The following is a 13,921-nucleotide window of genomic DNA, read 5'->3' as shown; positions in this document are numbered from 1 at the left end:
GAAAAGCCCCGCCACTCTGGCGGGGCTTTTTTGTATCCGTCGCCACCCCATTGTCAGGCCAGCCGCTGATCGGCGGCGGTTTTCGTATGGTTGCCGCCAATCTGGCGCCAAGGCCCCCCGTCTTGGGAACTGCGCGGTTTTTTGGCCCTCGTCTGCGGGGCCCTGCCATCTTTTTTAGTCCCCCGCCCCGTCTGGCACACCGGCTTTCTTTTGTCTTGCCTGCGAATATGGGAAACTAGGCCGCTTGAAGGAGACTCAGTGCATGCGGCTACTCACTCTTATCCTGCTCCTCCTGTTGGGAGGGCTGCAATATGACTTCTGGCTGGGGAAAAACGGCCTATCCGATTATCGGGAGCTCTCCAATGCCATCGAGCGGCAACAGCAGGACAATCTGGTTCTCAAGGACCGCAACAACCTGATTTACCGGGAGATCGACGATCTGACCTCGGGCCTTGAGGCCATCGAGGAGCTGTCGCGCAACGATCTTGGCTACATCAAGCAGGGCGAGACCTTCTACCGGATCATTCCCAAAGATAAAGACCAAGCAACGGAGCCGGACGGCGTCCCCTACGATGACTGATTGCCACAGCGGGCTGACCGCCATAGTTCCGGCCGCCGGTATCGGCAGCCGCATGGGAGCAGACTGCCCCAAGCAGTACCTGACACTGGCGGGGAAGACCATCCTGGAGCATACGCTCGGCTGTTTACTGTCCCATCCGGCTATCGTTCGGGTGATAGTGGCGCTGGCGCCGCACGATGAGTGGTTCGAGCAACTGGCCGTGGCGGCCGACCCGCGGGTGCTGCGAGTGGAAGGGGGAAGCGAGCGTGCCTATTCGGTGCTCAACGCCCTGCATGTGGCAGAGGGGAAGTGGGTACTGGTGCACGACGCCGCCCGTCCCTGTCTGACCCAGGGGGATCTCGATGCCCTGATAGCCTGTGCCATGGCGTGCGATGGCGCCATTCTCGGCAGCCGGGTGCGCGACACCATGAAACGCACAGACGGGGCTGGCAACATAGTGGCGACCGTCGAGCGCGAACAGCTTTGGCATGCCCTGACGCCGCAGATGTTTCCCATCGGCACCCTGAAGCGGGCGCTGGAGGAGGGGCTGGCCCTGGGTGCCCTCATCACAGACGAAGCCTCCGCCATGGAGCGCGCCGGTTTTACCGTGAAGATGGTGGAGGGGCGTGCCGACAACATCAAGGTGACCCGCCCGGAAGATCTCTCCCTGGCCGAGCTCTTTTTACAACAACAGAGTGCGCGCCAGCAGGTGCGACCCGATTGACCCGCAGAGGGGCCCGCATGATCCGCATTGGACATGGTTTTGATGAGACAGATTTCTGTGTATTGAGGGGGGATCAGGCATGATGCGAATTGGACATGGTTTTGACGTGCACAAGTTTGGCGGGGTTGGCCCCTGCATGCTGGGTGGCGTCCCGGTACCCTATGAGCAGGGCCTGCTGGCCCACTCCGACGGCGACGTCGTGCTGCATGCGGTGAGCGATGCCCTGCTGGGGGCCATCGGCGCCGGCGACATCGGCCGTCACTTCCCCGATACCGCCGCCGAGTTCAAGGGGATCGACAGCCGCATCCTGCTGCGAGACGTCTTTGCCCGGGTGCAGCAGGCGGGCTATGCCATCGGCAACCTGGATGTGACCATCATCGCCCAGGCTCCCAAGATGGCGCCCCATATCGCGGCCATGTGCGCCGTGCTGGCGGCCGATCTGCAATGTGATTTGAACCGGGTGAATGTCAAGGCGACCACCACAGAACAACTCGGGTTTACGGGGCGCAAGGAAGGGATCGCCACCGAAGCCGTTGTCTTACTGGTGAAACAATGATGCTGGAACAGCTGAGCTATCTGCACGGGGCGCCGGTCGCCCGCGGCATCCTCAAGGCCGAGGCCGCCGACTTCGTGGTGAATGAAGATCTCGGCTTCGAACCCTGCGGGGAGGGGGAGCACATCTTCGTGCGGGTGCGCAAAACCGGCGAGAACACCGCCTGGGTCGCGGGTCTGCTGGCCGATGCGGCCGGCGTCAACCGCAATGCGGTGACCTGGGCGGGTCTCAAGGATCGCCACGCGGTGACCGAGCAGTGGTTCGGCATTCATCTGCCGGGCAAGGGCGAACCGGATCTCTCTGTCATCCAGAGCGACAGCATCCAGATCCTGCAGGCCAAGCGCCACAACAAGAAGCTGCGGGTTGGTTACCTCAAGGGCAACCAATTCACCCTGCGCCTCACCGGTCTGGAACAGGCTGGCGATCTGGAAGCCCGGCTGCAGGCCATCGCCACTCAGGGCGTGCCCAATTACTACGGCGAGCAGCGCTTTGGCCGGGATGGCAACAACCTGGACGCGGCCAAGGCGATGTTTGCCGGCAAGCGGATCAAGGATCGCAACAAGCGTTCCCTCTATCTCTCCGCCGCCCGCAGCATGCTGTTCAACGCCATTGTCAGCGCCCGCATCGAACAGGGGCTGGCACACCAGCTGCTGGCCGGTGACTGTGTGATGCTGAGGGGCAGCCACTCCATCTTCAGTGAAGAGGTGCTGACTCCCGAGTTGGAGGCGCGCCTTGCCTCCGGCGACGTGCAGCTCACCGCCCCCCAGTGGGGCCGTGGCCGACTGGCGAGCCAGGGTGCCGCCGCCGAGTTTGAACAGGCAGTGCTGGCCCCTTACGCCGAATGGTGTGACGGACTGGAGAAGGCCGGACTGGATCAGGACAGGCGTCCACTGCTGCTCAAGCCGGAGCAGATGAGCTGGCAGCAGGATGGCGAGGTGCTGACCCTCTCCTTCTTCCTGCCTGCCGGAGCCTTTGCCACCAGCGTGGTGCGCGAGTTAATGCAGGCCGAAGAGGCCGATCACGGTTTCAGGAACCCAACCGATGCGAATTCTGGTCAGTAATGACGATGGAGTACATGCCGAGGGCATTCGTGCCCTCAGCGAGGCGCTGACTGCCTGCGGCGAAGTCATTGTGGTGGCGCCGGATCGCAACCGCAGCGGCGCGAGTCACTCCCTGACGCTGGAAGTGCCGCTGCGGGTTACGCGCCTTGGCGAAACCGGCTTTAATGGCAGCGAGAGTTATGCGGTGAAGGGCACCCCGACAGACTGCGTGCACCTGGCGGTCAACGAGCTGGTGCGCCCGGAGCCGGACATGGTGGTGGCCGGAATAAACCACGGCGCCAACCTGGGGGATGATGTCATCTACTCGGGCACGGTCGCTGCGGCCACCGAGGGACGCCACCTTGGCTTCCCCTCCATCGCCATCTCCCTGGTGGGCAAGACCCACTTCGCCACGGCGGCCCACTATGCGGCCTTGCTGGTGAAGGGGCTGATGAAACATCCCCTGCCTGCCGATCAGATCCTCAACGTCAACGTGCCGGACCTGCCCCTCGAGCAGATCAAGGGGATCAGGGTGACCCGCCTTGGCAACCGCCATCCCGCCGAGTCGGTGATCCGCAGCGAGGATCCCCGTGGCCAGCCCATCTACTGGATAGGCCCTCCCGGCAGCCAGCAGGATGCGGGAGACGGCACGGATTTCGCCGCCATCGAGCAGGGTTATGTCTCCATCACCCCATTGACCATCGACATGACTGCCTATGACAGTCTGGCGAGTCTGGGTGCCTGGCTGGATCTGCAGGGATGACGTTGTGATAGTACAGCGCCTGTTAAATCAACTGATTGCCCAGGACATTCGTGATTTCCGCGTGCTCGCGGCGATTGCGAAAGTGCCGCGCCAGCTGTTTGTGGATGAAGCCATGGCCCACAAGGCCTGGGACAATACGGCCCTGCCCATCGGCCATGGCCAGACCATCTCCCAGCCCTACATAGTGGCGCGGATGACAGAGTTGCTGATCCAGAACGATCCGGCCCATGTGCTGGAGATCGGCACTGGCTCCGGCTATCAGACCGCAGTGTTGGCCCACCTGGTGGAGCATGTCTACACGGTGGAGCGGATCAAGTCGTTGCAGTTCCAAGCCCGGCGCCGGCTGCGCCAGCTCGACCTGCACAATGTCTCTGCCAAGCACGGCAACGGCTGGCTGGGCTGGCCCAACAAGGGACCGTTCGATGCCATCTTGGTGACGGCAGCGGCGAGCGAGGTGCCCAAGGCCCTGACCGATCAGCTGGCCGAAGGCGGGCGTCTGGTGCTGCCGGTGGGGGATAGCCAGCAGACTCTGCAGCTGATCGAACGATCCGGTTCCCAGCTGACCAGCCGGATCCTGGAGCCGGTGCGTTTTGTTCCCCTGATTGACGGAGATGTGGAGTGAAGTTGTTTTCCCGTTTGTATGTACTGGTGATGCAATGGGCCCGCCACAAGCACGCCCCCTGGTATCTCTCCATCACCGCCTTTATCGAGTCGGTGTTCTGGCCTATTCCGGTGGACGTGATGCTGGCCCCCATGGCGCTCGCCAAGCCACACAAGGCGTGGCACTACGCCGGGTTGGCAACCCTCTTCTCGGTGCTGGGGGCACTGTTTGGTTATGCCCTTGGCTATGCCCTGTGGGAACCTGTGGTCCAGCCGCTGGTGATCTCGGTTGGCTATGAAGACAAGATTGCGCTGGCCGAGCAGTGGTTTGCGCAGTGGGGGATCTGGGTGATTTTTATTGCCAGTTTCACGCCGATCCCCTACAAGGTGTTTACCGTTACGGCGGGCTTGCTCCACATGGCACTGCTGCCCTTTATCCTGACCTCGCTGATCGGTCGAGGCATGCGATTTTTCCTGGTAGCGGGTCTGATGCGGTGGGGTGGTGAGAAGATGGAGCGCAAGCTGATGCACTATGTGGATGTGCTCGGCTGGCTCTGTATTGGTTTGGCCATTGCGGCCTATTTCTGGTTTAGTCGTTAAGGATCCACTATGCGTTCGCGTGTTTGGCAAGGAAGCAGTGTCATCGTATTGTCATGGCTACTGCTTGCCTGCTCTTCCAGCAAGACTGCTGCCCCGGTACAGAGTCTGGGCAATGACCCCATTGCCTCGACCATCCCGACTCGTCAAAACATGGCCAATTCGGGCATGCAGGGTGGCAGTTACACAGTGGTGAAGGGGGATACCCTGTACTCCATCGCATTCCGTTCGGGCATGGATGTCGCATCCCTGGTCAGCCTCAACGGGATCAACCCCCCCTACAACATCTATCCGGGCCAGCAGCTCAGGCTGGATGGCTCTTCCGGCGCCGTGGTCAGCACCGGCATGGCAATGAACCGCCCTGTCACCAGCGGCAACGGCACCTATGAGGTGCGTCGTGGCGATACCCTGAGCAGCATAGGCCGCCAGTTCAATGTGTCCAATCAGACTCTGGCACAGCGCAACAACCTGCAGGCACCCTATTCACTCCATGTTGGCCAGGTGCTCAACGTGGGGGGCGCGGGGTCCTCGACTGGTCAGATGGTGGCGGCAACCACGCCTGTCGTGACCAGCACAGGTCCCAAACCTCTGGCGACGGCGCCGGCAGGTACGACCACACCGTTTATTGCTCAGAAAACGATTGCTCCTGCACCGTCAACAGCATACGCTCAGGCGAAAGAACAAAAAAACATCAGTTTCCAGTCAACTCTCTCCTGGCATTGGCCAGCGAAAGGACGGGTCGTTGAAGGCTTCTCCGTTGCAGAACAGGGCAACAAGGGCATCGACATCTCCGGCCAGAAGGGTCAACCCGTTTACGCCGCCAGCGGCGGCAAAGTGGTCTACGCGGGTAGTGCACTCAGGGGTTACGGCAAGCTGATTATTCTCAAGCACAACGATGATTATCTCTCTGCTTACGCCCACAACGACGAGCTGAGGGTCAGGGAGGGAGACTCCGTCAAAGGCGGAGCCGTCATCGCCAACATGGGTAGCACGGATGCGCCGGATGTGCGCTTGCACTTTGAAATCCGGTACAAAGGCAAGTCAATCAACCCGATGGGCTATTTGCCAAAGCGTTAACCCAGAGAGCTAGGTCTTACTCTGGTTCAGGTCAGGGAGACATATCATGAGCCAAGAACAACTGGTAATGCAGGATGCAGAGTTAGAGTTCGACGAAGAGCTGGAGGCCCAGGAGGAAGAAGAGGTTCAGGAGGTTGCCGCCGAGGCTGAGGAGACCATCTCCGATGAGCTCATGGTGCCGGAACTGAACAAGGTGATGGACGCCACCCAGCTCTATCTGGGGGAGATCGGCTTCTCCCCCCTGCTCACCGCCGAAGAGGAAGTCTATTACGCCCGTCGTGCCCTGCGCGGTGACAAAGCCGCGCGCAAGCGCATGATCGAATCCAACCTGCGCCTGGTGGTCAAGATTGCCCGGCGCTACAACAACCGTGGCCTGGTGCTGCTCGATCTCATCGAAGAGGGCAACCTCGGTCTCATCCGCGCGGTCGAGAAGTTCGACCCGGAGCGCGGCTTCCGTTTCTCCACCTATGCCACTTGGTGGATCCGCCAGACCATAGAGCGGGCCATCATGAACCAGACCCGCACCATCCGGCTGCCGATCCATGTGGTGAAGGAGCTGAACGTCTACCTGCGCACCGCGCGCGAACTCTCCCACCGCCTAGACCATGAACCCACCGCCGAAGACATCGCCTTCGCGCTGGATCGCTCGGTCGACGATGTGAACCGCATGCTCAAGCTCAACGAAAAGATCACCTCAGTGGATACTCCCATCGGCGGCGATCGCGACAAGGCCCTGCTCGACGTCCTGTCCGATGAGCGAGGCATGGGGCCAGAGCTGGAGTCCCAGGAGGATGACATGCGCAGCAGCATAGTCCACTGGCTGGAAGAGCTGAATCCCAAGCAGCGTGAGGTGCTGGCTCGCCGCTTCGGCCTGCTCGGTTACGAGCCGGCGACACTCGAAGACGTGGGGGCCGAGATTGGCCTGACCCGGGAGCGGGTGCGTCAGATCCAGGTCGAGGGATTGCGCCGCCTGCGGGAGATCCTGCTGGGACAGGGGCTCTCCATCGAGGCCCTGTTTAGAACCAATTGATCCGAACCCGCTGACGGCTGTTATGCCGAGGACAGACACAACAAAGGGGCCAGAGGCCCCTTTTTCATTGCGAGAGGATCCTTGGGATCACACGGGATCCAGGGTGTCCAGCGGCCAGCGCGGCACCGCCTTGACGACCAGCGGCTCGAACACGCCCGCCTTGAGGCGTTGCATGCCGGCATAGGCGATCATGGCGCCGTTGTCAGTGCAATACTCGGTGCGCGGATAGAACACCTCGCCCTTGAGACTCTCCATCAGCTCGGCCAGCTGGGCGCGCAGATGACGGTTGGCGCTGACGCCCCCGGCCACCACCAGGCGCTTGAGCCCGGTCTCTTTCAAGGCGCGGCGGCACTTGATGGCCAGGGTGTCGACCACAGCATCCTCAAACGCCCGGGCGATGTCGGCACGGGTCTGCTCATCGTCACCGTTGGCGGCTATGGTGTTGGCGGCAAAGGTCTTGAGGCCGGAGAAGCTCATGTCGAGCCCGGGTCTGTCCGTCATGGGGCGGGGGAAGGTGAAGCGTCCCGTGGTGCCTTTCTCGGCCAGACGGGAGAGCAGGGGGCCGCCCGGGTAGTCCAGTCCCATCAGCTTGGCGGTCTTGTCGAAGGCCTCGCCGGCGGCATCGTCGATGGATTCCCCCAGCAGCTGATAGCTGCCGATGCCGTCGACCCGCACCAGCATGGAGTGACCGCCAGAGACCAGCAGCGCCACGAAGGGGAACTCGGGAGCCCGCTCCTCCAGCATGGGAGCCAGTAGGTGGCCCTCCATATGGTGCACCGCCACAGCGGGTTTACCCCAAGCCATGGCGAGGGAGCGGCCTATGGTCGCCCCCACCAGGATGGCGCCAACCAGACCCGGCCCCGCAGTGTAGGCGATGCCGTCGATGTCATCTTTACCCAGTCCCGCCTCTTGCAATGCGGCCTGGATCAAGGGGATCGTCTTGCGGACGTGATCCCGGCTGGCGAGCTCGGGGACGACGCCACCGTAGTCCGCATGCAGCTTGACCTGGCTGTACAACTGGTGGGAAAGGATCCCTTTTTGATCGTCGAAGATCGCGATCCCGGTTTCGTCACAGGATGTCTCTATGCCCAATACACGCATTGCTAAAAAATTTCACTGCTAAAATGAGACGGCTATGGTAACCTTCGCGGGTTTTTTAAACCAGAGCGATCTCTGCGGGTTTACTTTCATTCCCTGTCCAGAGTATAATTTCGCACCATTTTAAGACATGCTGATCGATTGAAGATCAGCTAACAATATATCACTGAGGTGAAAGGCACATGCCAGTAATCAAAGTCCGTGAAAATGAGCCGTTTGACGTTGCTCTGCGTCGCTTCAAGCGTTCTTGCGAAAAGGCCGGTATCCTGTCTGAAGTTCGTAGCCGTGAGTTCTACGAGAAGCCGACTACCATTCGCAAGCGTGCCAAAGCGTCTGCCGTCAAGCGTCACGCCAAGAAGCTGTCCCGCGAAAACGCACGTCGTATCCGCCTGTACTAATCGAGGGATCATGCCGTGTCTCTGAAGGATCAACTCAAGGATCAACAAAAACTCGCCATGCTGGCCAAAGACAAGGCTCGCTTGGGAGCGATCCGTTTGTTGATGGCAGAAATCAAGCAGCGTGAAGTCGATACCCGTGTCGAGCTCAATGATGAGGATATCCTCGCTGTCGTGACCAAGATGGTCAAACAGCGCCGCGATTCCATCAGCCAATTTGAAGCTGCCGGTCGTCAGGATCTTGCCGACAAAGAGTCCGCCGAGATTCTGGTGCTGCAGGAATTCCTGCCGCAACAGCTGACCGCAGAGGAAATTGCCGTGTTGATCGAGCAAGCCATCATCGAAAGTGGGGCTGCCGTCATGGCGGACATGGGTAAAGTCATGGCTGTCTTGAAGCCGAAAATTCAGGGTCGTGCCGATGTCGGCGCCGTCAGTGCTCAGGTGAAAACCCGCTTGGCGTAACAGGCATTTCTCTTGTTAGTCGAAAGAAGCCGTGCTTCCCTGTGAATGCGCGGCTTTTTTATTTTCTCTGCAGTGAAACAGGACGGTTATGGCAGGCAGGATCCCACAATCCTTTATCGATGATCTGCTCGTACGCACTGACATAGTCGAGCTGATCGACTCGCGGGTGCGGCTAAAGAAGGCTGGTAAGAACTATCAGGCTTGTTGTCCTTTCCATAACGAAAAAAGCCCCTCTTTCACCGTCAGTCAGGAGAAGCAGTTCTACCACTGCTTCGGTTGCGGCGCTCACGGCAATGCCATCGGCTTTGTCATGGAGTACGACGGACTCGAATTTCCGGACGCCATCGAAGAGCTCGCCAGCATGCAAGGCATGCAGGTGCCTCGCGAGCAGAGCCTGGGCGGTTCTGGCAGTGCCCAACCCGCCGTCAGCAAGGATCTGTTCGAGCTGATGAACCAGATTGCCCGCTTCTATGAGAGCAATCTCAAGAACGCGCCGCAGGCGGTGGAATACCTTAAAGGGCGCGGCCTAACCGGGGAAGTGGTCAAGCGCTTCAACATAGGTTATGCCCCGGGAGACTGGGATCAGGTGCGTCGGCGCTTTGGCGCCAGCCGGGATCACGAGCAGTTGCTTATCTCCGGCGGCATGTTGATCCCCCGCGACAGCGGCCCAGGCAGCTATGATCGCTTCCGCGATCGCATCATGTTTCCCATCCGTGACAAGCGGGGCCGGGTCATCGGCTTCGGTGGCCGGGTGCTGGGGGACGGCACTCCCAAGTACCTCAACTCCCCGGAAACCCCCATCTTCCACAAGGGGCGTGAACTGTTCGGCCTCTACGAGGTGAAGCAGGCACACAAGGATCCTCGCCGGATCCTGGTGGTGGAGGGCTACATGGATGTGGTGGCGCTCGGTCAGTACGACATCGATTATGCGGTGGCGGCGCTGGGCACCGCGACCACCAGTGACCATATCCACACCCTGTTTCGGACCACGGCTGAGGTGGTCTGCTGTTACGACGGTGACAACGCCGGCCGTGAGGCGGCCTGGCGGGCGCTGGACAACGCACTCTCCCATCTGCAGGACGGGCGCGAACTCAAGTTCGTGTTCCTGCCCGATGGAGAAGATCCTGATTCGCTGGTGCGCCAGATTGGCAAGGAGGGGTTTGAGGCCTTGCTGGACGAGGCCCAGCCCTTCGCCGACTTCATGTTCGAGCGTCTGGGGCGGGATGCCGCCCTCTCTGGCGAGGCGGGCAAGTTTGAAGTGGCCAACAAGGCCGCCGAACTGATCCGCCGCGTGCCGGAGGGCTTTACTCGCGAGGGATTGATCACCCGTCTCTCCAGCATGATGCGTTGGGGGGAGAACAAACAGCGGATCGCCGAACTGTTTGCCCGCAACAGCCAGCCCAAGGGCGAAGTCAGCAAACCCAAGGCCACCAAACTGACCCCCATTCGCCGGGCACTGGCGTTGATGGTGCAATATCCGGCGATAACGGCCGAGCTTCCCCCCATGCCTGAACTGGCTGGACTGCGGGTGCAGGGCATCAAGTTCCTGTTGCAGCTGCATCAGCAGATCCTGACTCAGCCAGGGATCACGACCGGCATCTTGTTGGAGCACTGGCGTGGCACCAAGGAGGGGGAGATCCTGGCTCAATTGGCCATGCACGACCTGTTTGAAGAGATCAAGCTCGACCAGGAGCCGGATATTCTGGGAGAATTGCAGGATACCTTCGTCGGTTTCATCAACCAGTTTCTGAAGCAACGAATCGAAGAATTGCAGGCCAAGGTTGCTCAGGAAGGGCTAAGCTCTGAGGAAACACAGGAGCTGATGATGCTGATCAGAGAGGTACAGATTGAGAAAAGAAATGAGAGCGGGGCTTGATATTTGAGTGATTAGTCCCAATATGAATACCGTTGCCCGAATCGACGGGATTAAAAGCAAACAATTTATAACCGCCTGGCCCCGACAATACTGCGGGCAGGGGTTTCTCATGACCGACGCCGCAACCAGACATAGCATGTCTGGCGGTTTTCTATTAGAATTGGCTATTTGCGCAGCAGCGCACTGTACGCGCAACCTAGCAACACCAACCGGATGAGTTCTATGGAGCAAACCCCGCAGTCTCAGCTTAAACTCCTCGTTGCCAAAGGTAAAGAACAGGGCTACCTGACCTATGCCGAGGTGAACGATCACCTCCCGCAAGACATTGTCGACTCTGACCAGATCGAAGACATCATCCAGATGATCAACGATATGGGTATCCAGGTAGTGGAAAACGCCCCGGACGCCGATGATCTGATCATGGCCGAAGGTGGTACCGCCGATGAGGACGCTGCCGAAGCAGCGGCCCAGGCTCTGGCATCTGTTGAATCTGAGATTGGTCGCACGACCGATCCCGTCCGCATGTACATGCGGGAAATGGGTACCGTCGAACTGCTGACCCGTGAAGGCGAAATCGACATCGCCAAACGGATCGAGGACGGTATCAATCAGGTACAAAGCTCCGTTGCCGAGTACCCTGAAGCCATCACTTACCTGCTCGAACAGTACGACAAGTACGAAGCCGAGCAACTGCGTCTGTCCGACATCATCTCCGGCTTTATCGATCCGAACGAAGCGGACGACGTGGCGCCGACCGCCACCCACATCGGCTCCGAACTCAGTGAAGACGATCTCGCTGACGAAGACGAAGATGAAGACGAGGATGAAGACGAAGACGGCGACAGCTCCGACGACGACGGGGACGGTGGTCCGGATCCGGAAGTCGCCCGCGAGAAGTTCGGTGAACTGCGTGCCCAGTACGAAGTCACCCGTCTCTCCATCCAGAAGAATGGTCGTGCCCACGACGACACCCAGGCCGCTATCGCCCAGCTGGCCGATGTGTTCCGTCAATTCCGCCTGATGCCCAAGCAGTTCGATCGCTTGGTCAACAACATGCGCGAGATGATGGAACGGGTCCGCGTGCAGGAACGCATCATCATGAAGCTCTGCGTTGAGCAGGCCAAGATGCCGAAGAAGACCTTCGTCGCGGCCTTCACCAACAACGAGTGCGAAACTGCCTGGTTTGAATACCAGAAACAGGCTGGCAAGGCTTGGTCTCCGCGTCTGGTCGAGATGGACGAAGAAGTGCTGCGTTCCATCGGCAAGCTGCAGCAGATCGAAGAAGAGACAGGTCTGTCGATCGCCCAGATCAAGGACATCAACCGTCGCATGAGCATTGGTGAGGCCAAGGCCCGCCGTGCGAAGAAAGAGATGGTCGAGGCCAACTTGCGTCTGGTTATCTCCATCGCCAAGAAGTACACCAACCGCGGTCTGCAGTTCCTGGATCTGATCCAGGAGGGCAACATAGGTTTGATGAAGGCGGTGGACAAGTTTGAATACCGTCGTGGCTACAAGTTCTCGACTTACGCTACCTGGTGGATCCGTCAGGCCATTACCCGCTCCATCGCGGATCAGGCCCGTACCATCCGTATCCCGGTACACATGATCGAGACCATCAACAAGCTCAACCGTATCTCCCGTCAGATGCTGCAGGAGATGGGTCGTGAACCGAACCCGGAAGAGCTGGCCATGCGCATGGGCATGCCGGAAGACAAGATCCGCAAGGTATTGAAGATCGCCAAAGAGCCCATCTCCATGGAGACGCCCATCGGTGATGATGAAGATTCCCACTTGGGCGACTTCATCGAAGATACCACTCTGGCGCTGCCAGCGGATGCTGCCACCAGCGAGAGCCTGCGCAACGCCACCCGCGAAGTGTTGGCTGGCCTGACCGCTCGTGAGGCCAAGGTACTGCGTATGCGCTTCGGTATCGACATGAACACTGACCACACCCTCGAGGAAGTGGGCAAGCAGTTTGACGTTACCCGTGAGCGTATTCGTCAGATCGAAGCCAAGGCGCTGCGCAAGCTGCGCCACCCGAGCCGCTCGGAAGTGCTGCGCAGCTTCCTGGACGAATAGTCCAGAGGCTTTTCCCTGAGCCGTCTCAAAAGCCCCGCCATGCGGGGCTTTGTTTTATCCGGTTTGGCGCTATGGTTGCTCCGGAGCACAGATTGGGTGATAGATGGACAAAAACTCGCCAAGTGGTTGATCTGCCTATGGACGGCTTATCCTGCATCCCCTATAATCCACGCCGTAAAACCAACATCATGGCCCCTTAGCTCAGTTGGTTAGAGCAGTCGACTCATAATCGATTGGTCGCCCGTTCAAGTCGGGCAGGGGCCACCAAATACAGAAAGGCGCAGTAGGTTAGTAACCGCTGCGCCTTTTCTATTTCTGGCGTTTTGAAGTGTACTTGTGAGTGTACTTAGCTAACTGCTAGGGGCGGAATGATGACGGCATTCCAAGCCCTATCAATTGCCCAGTGATGGGTTGACACAATGACAGTGGTTTTAGGGGACAGGAAGAAAAGTTGTGTGGGGAGCGGAGAGAGGCATCGTCGATTTGCTGGGGAAATGCTGGTTGCACCAGCCAGGGGAGGGGGTAAGGGGGGGTTCTTATATATATGCAATGTAGCTTGAAAAAATCTCACAGAAAATATGACAAATGGCCCCCTCTGCAAGAGTCAATACAACCCCATGAGCATACTGGCTATAGGGGATAGTAATCAGATGGGGGCTGTATGTCTTGAGAGGCGTAAGGGGTAAAGTACCTCTCCTCTATCACCGGATGACTTCATCTTTCACGGCTTCATAGTAGGAATAGTGAGAGTATCGGGCGCATAAGGGGCAAGAAATCCGCTCCTCTTGCCAATCTCTCTTCTGAATGAGCGTTACGCCCTTACAAGCTGGACACCGATGGTTGATATTCAGCGCCCTTAGTTCTTCTTGGCGTTCACTGTCAACATTCAGAAATGCCAAATCAAGCGCCCCTTGTAGCGAACGAGTATCGGTATAGACACCATCACACAAAGCCATATCAAAGCCTTTAAGTTTGGGTGGCGTAATGCGGTAGCTAGGGAAGGTGCGAATAAGCGGGGAAATTCTTCTCGGCTGACTCAGTCATTTCATTTCTTCATGTTTGAGCCGA

Annotated in this window: 14 protein-coding genes and 1 tRNA gene; 14 read left to right on the top strand and 1 reads right to left on the bottom strand. The window is 59.1% G+C overall.

Annotation, left to right across the window (positions count from 1 at the left end; genetic code table 11):
* The first annotated feature begins 262 nt into the window (after positions 1-262).
* The 9 genes from ftsB (at position 263) to rpoS (ending at position 6,943) form a co-directional block, all read left to right on the top strand.
* A complete protein-coding gene (gene ftsB / locus PG898_RS15180; RefSeq protein ID WP_025328246.1) occupies positions 263-580 on the top strand; it encodes a cell division protein FtsB in 318 nt (105 codons plus the stop codon).
* Complete coding sequence (gene ispD, locus PG898_RS15175; protein ID WP_270824520.1) at positions 573-1,283, top strand: 2-C-methyl-D-erythritol 4-phosphate cytidylyltransferase; 711 nt, start codon at positions 573-575, stop codon at positions 1,281-1,283. The genes ftsB and ispD overlap by 8 nt, the downstream gene beginning before the upstream one ends.
* Before the next feature lie 79 nt (positions 1,284-1,362).
* Positions 1,363-1,839 carry a 2-C-methyl-D-erythritol 2,4-cyclodiphosphate synthase gene (gene ispF / locus PG898_RS15170; protein WP_043132002.1) on the top strand — a complete coding sequence of 159 codons (477 nt, stop codon included), beginning with the start codon at positions 1,363-1,365 and terminating at the stop codon, positions 1,837-1,839.
* The gene (gene truD / locus PG898_RS15165) at positions 1,839-2,897 is read left to right on the top strand and encodes a tRNA pseudouridine(13) synthase TruD (protein ID WP_270824565.1); all 1,059 of its coding nucleotides are present in this window, start codon (positions 1,839-1,841) and stop codon (positions 2,895-2,897) included. The genes ispF and truD overlap by 1 nt, the downstream gene beginning before the upstream one ends.
* Positions 2,878-3,639: a 5'/3'-nucleotidase SurE gene (gene surE, locus PG898_RS15160; RefSeq protein WP_005332745.1), complete on the top strand. Its 762-nt coding sequence runs from the start codon at positions 2,878-2,880 to the stop codon at positions 3,637-3,639. The genes truD and surE overlap by 20 nt, the downstream gene beginning before the upstream one ends.
* 4 nt (positions 3,640-3,643) lie before the next feature.
* The gene (locus PG898_RS15155) at positions 3,644-4,261 is read left to right on the top strand and encodes a protein-L-isoaspartate(D-aspartate) O-methyltransferase (RefSeq protein WP_005332743.1); all 618 of its coding nucleotides are present in this window, start codon (positions 3,644-3,646) and stop codon (positions 4,259-4,261) included.
* Positions 4,258-4,839: a YqaA family protein gene (locus PG898_RS15150; protein ID WP_226170309.1), complete on the top strand. Its 582-nt coding sequence runs from the start codon at positions 4,258-4,260 to the stop codon at positions 4,837-4,839. Before PG898_RS15155 ends, PG898_RS15150 begins: the two co-directional genes overlap by 4 nt.
* Before the next feature lie 9 nt (positions 4,840-4,848).
* Entirely contained in the window at positions 4,849-5,913 is a 1,065-nt protein-coding gene (locus PG898_RS15145) for a LysM peptidoglycan-binding domain-containing protein (RefSeq protein ID WP_270824519.1), read from the top strand.
* A 46-nt stretch (positions 5,914-5,959) separates the two neighbouring features.
* Positions 5,960-6,943, top strand: a complete 984-nt coding sequence (rpoS, locus tag PG898_RS15140; RefSeq protein WP_043131996.1) for an RNA polymerase sigma factor RpoS — start codon at positions 5,960-5,962, stop codon at positions 6,941-6,943.
* Between the two features lie 87 nt (positions 6,944-7,030).
* Here the strand turns inward: rpoS and tsaD are convergent, their stop codons facing one another.
* On the bottom strand, positions 7,031-8,044 hold the full coding sequence (gene tsaD / locus PG898_RS15135) for a tRNA (adenosine(37)-N6)-threonylcarbamoyltransferase complex transferase subunit TsaD (protein WP_043131995.1): 1,014 nt from the start codon (positions 8,042-8,044) through the stop codon (positions 7,031-7,033).
* A 179-nt stretch (positions 8,045-8,223) separates the two neighbouring features.
* On the opposite strand from tsaD, the gene rpsU reads away from it, so the two are divergent.
* The 5 genes from rpsU (at position 8,224) to PG898_RS15110 (ending at position 13,120) form a co-directional block, all read left to right on the top strand.
* The gene (gene rpsU, locus PG898_RS15130) at positions 8,224-8,439 is read left to right on the top strand and encodes a 30S ribosomal protein S21 (RefSeq protein ID WP_005309452.1); all 216 of its coding nucleotides are present in this window, start codon (positions 8,224-8,226) and stop codon (positions 8,437-8,439) included.
* 15 nt (positions 8,440-8,454) lie between these two features.
* Positions 8,455-8,898, top strand: coding sequence for a GatB/YqeY domain-containing protein (locus PG898_RS15125; protein ID WP_270824518.1), 444 nt, complete (start codon positions 8,455-8,457; stop codon positions 8,896-8,898).
* 88 nt (positions 8,899-8,986) lie between these two features.
* On the top strand, positions 8,987-10,774 hold the full coding sequence (gene dnaG, locus PG898_RS15120; RefSeq protein WP_270824517.1) for a DNA primase: 1,788 nt from the start codon (positions 8,987-8,989) through the stop codon (positions 10,772-10,774).
* A 183-nt stretch (positions 10,775-10,957) separates the two neighbouring features.
* The gene (gene rpoD / locus PG898_RS15115; protein WP_263685420.1) at positions 10,958-12,853 is read left to right on the top strand and encodes an RNA polymerase sigma factor RpoD; all 1,896 of its coding nucleotides are present in this window, start codon (positions 10,958-10,960) and stop codon (positions 12,851-12,853) included.
* Between the two features lie 190 nt (positions 12,854-13,043).
* Positions 13,044-13,120: transfer RNA gene (locus PG898_RS15110), tRNA-Ile, on the top strand.
* The last annotated feature ends 801 nt before the right edge of the window (positions 13,121-13,921 follow it).

It is taken from the genome of Aeromonas sp. QDB31 (assembly GCF_027707605.1).
Lineage (GTDB): Bacteria > Pseudomonadota > Gammaproteobacteria > Enterobacterales > Aeromonadaceae > Aeromonas > Aeromonas media.
This window is presented reverse-complemented; position numbering and strand designations above follow the sequence as displayed.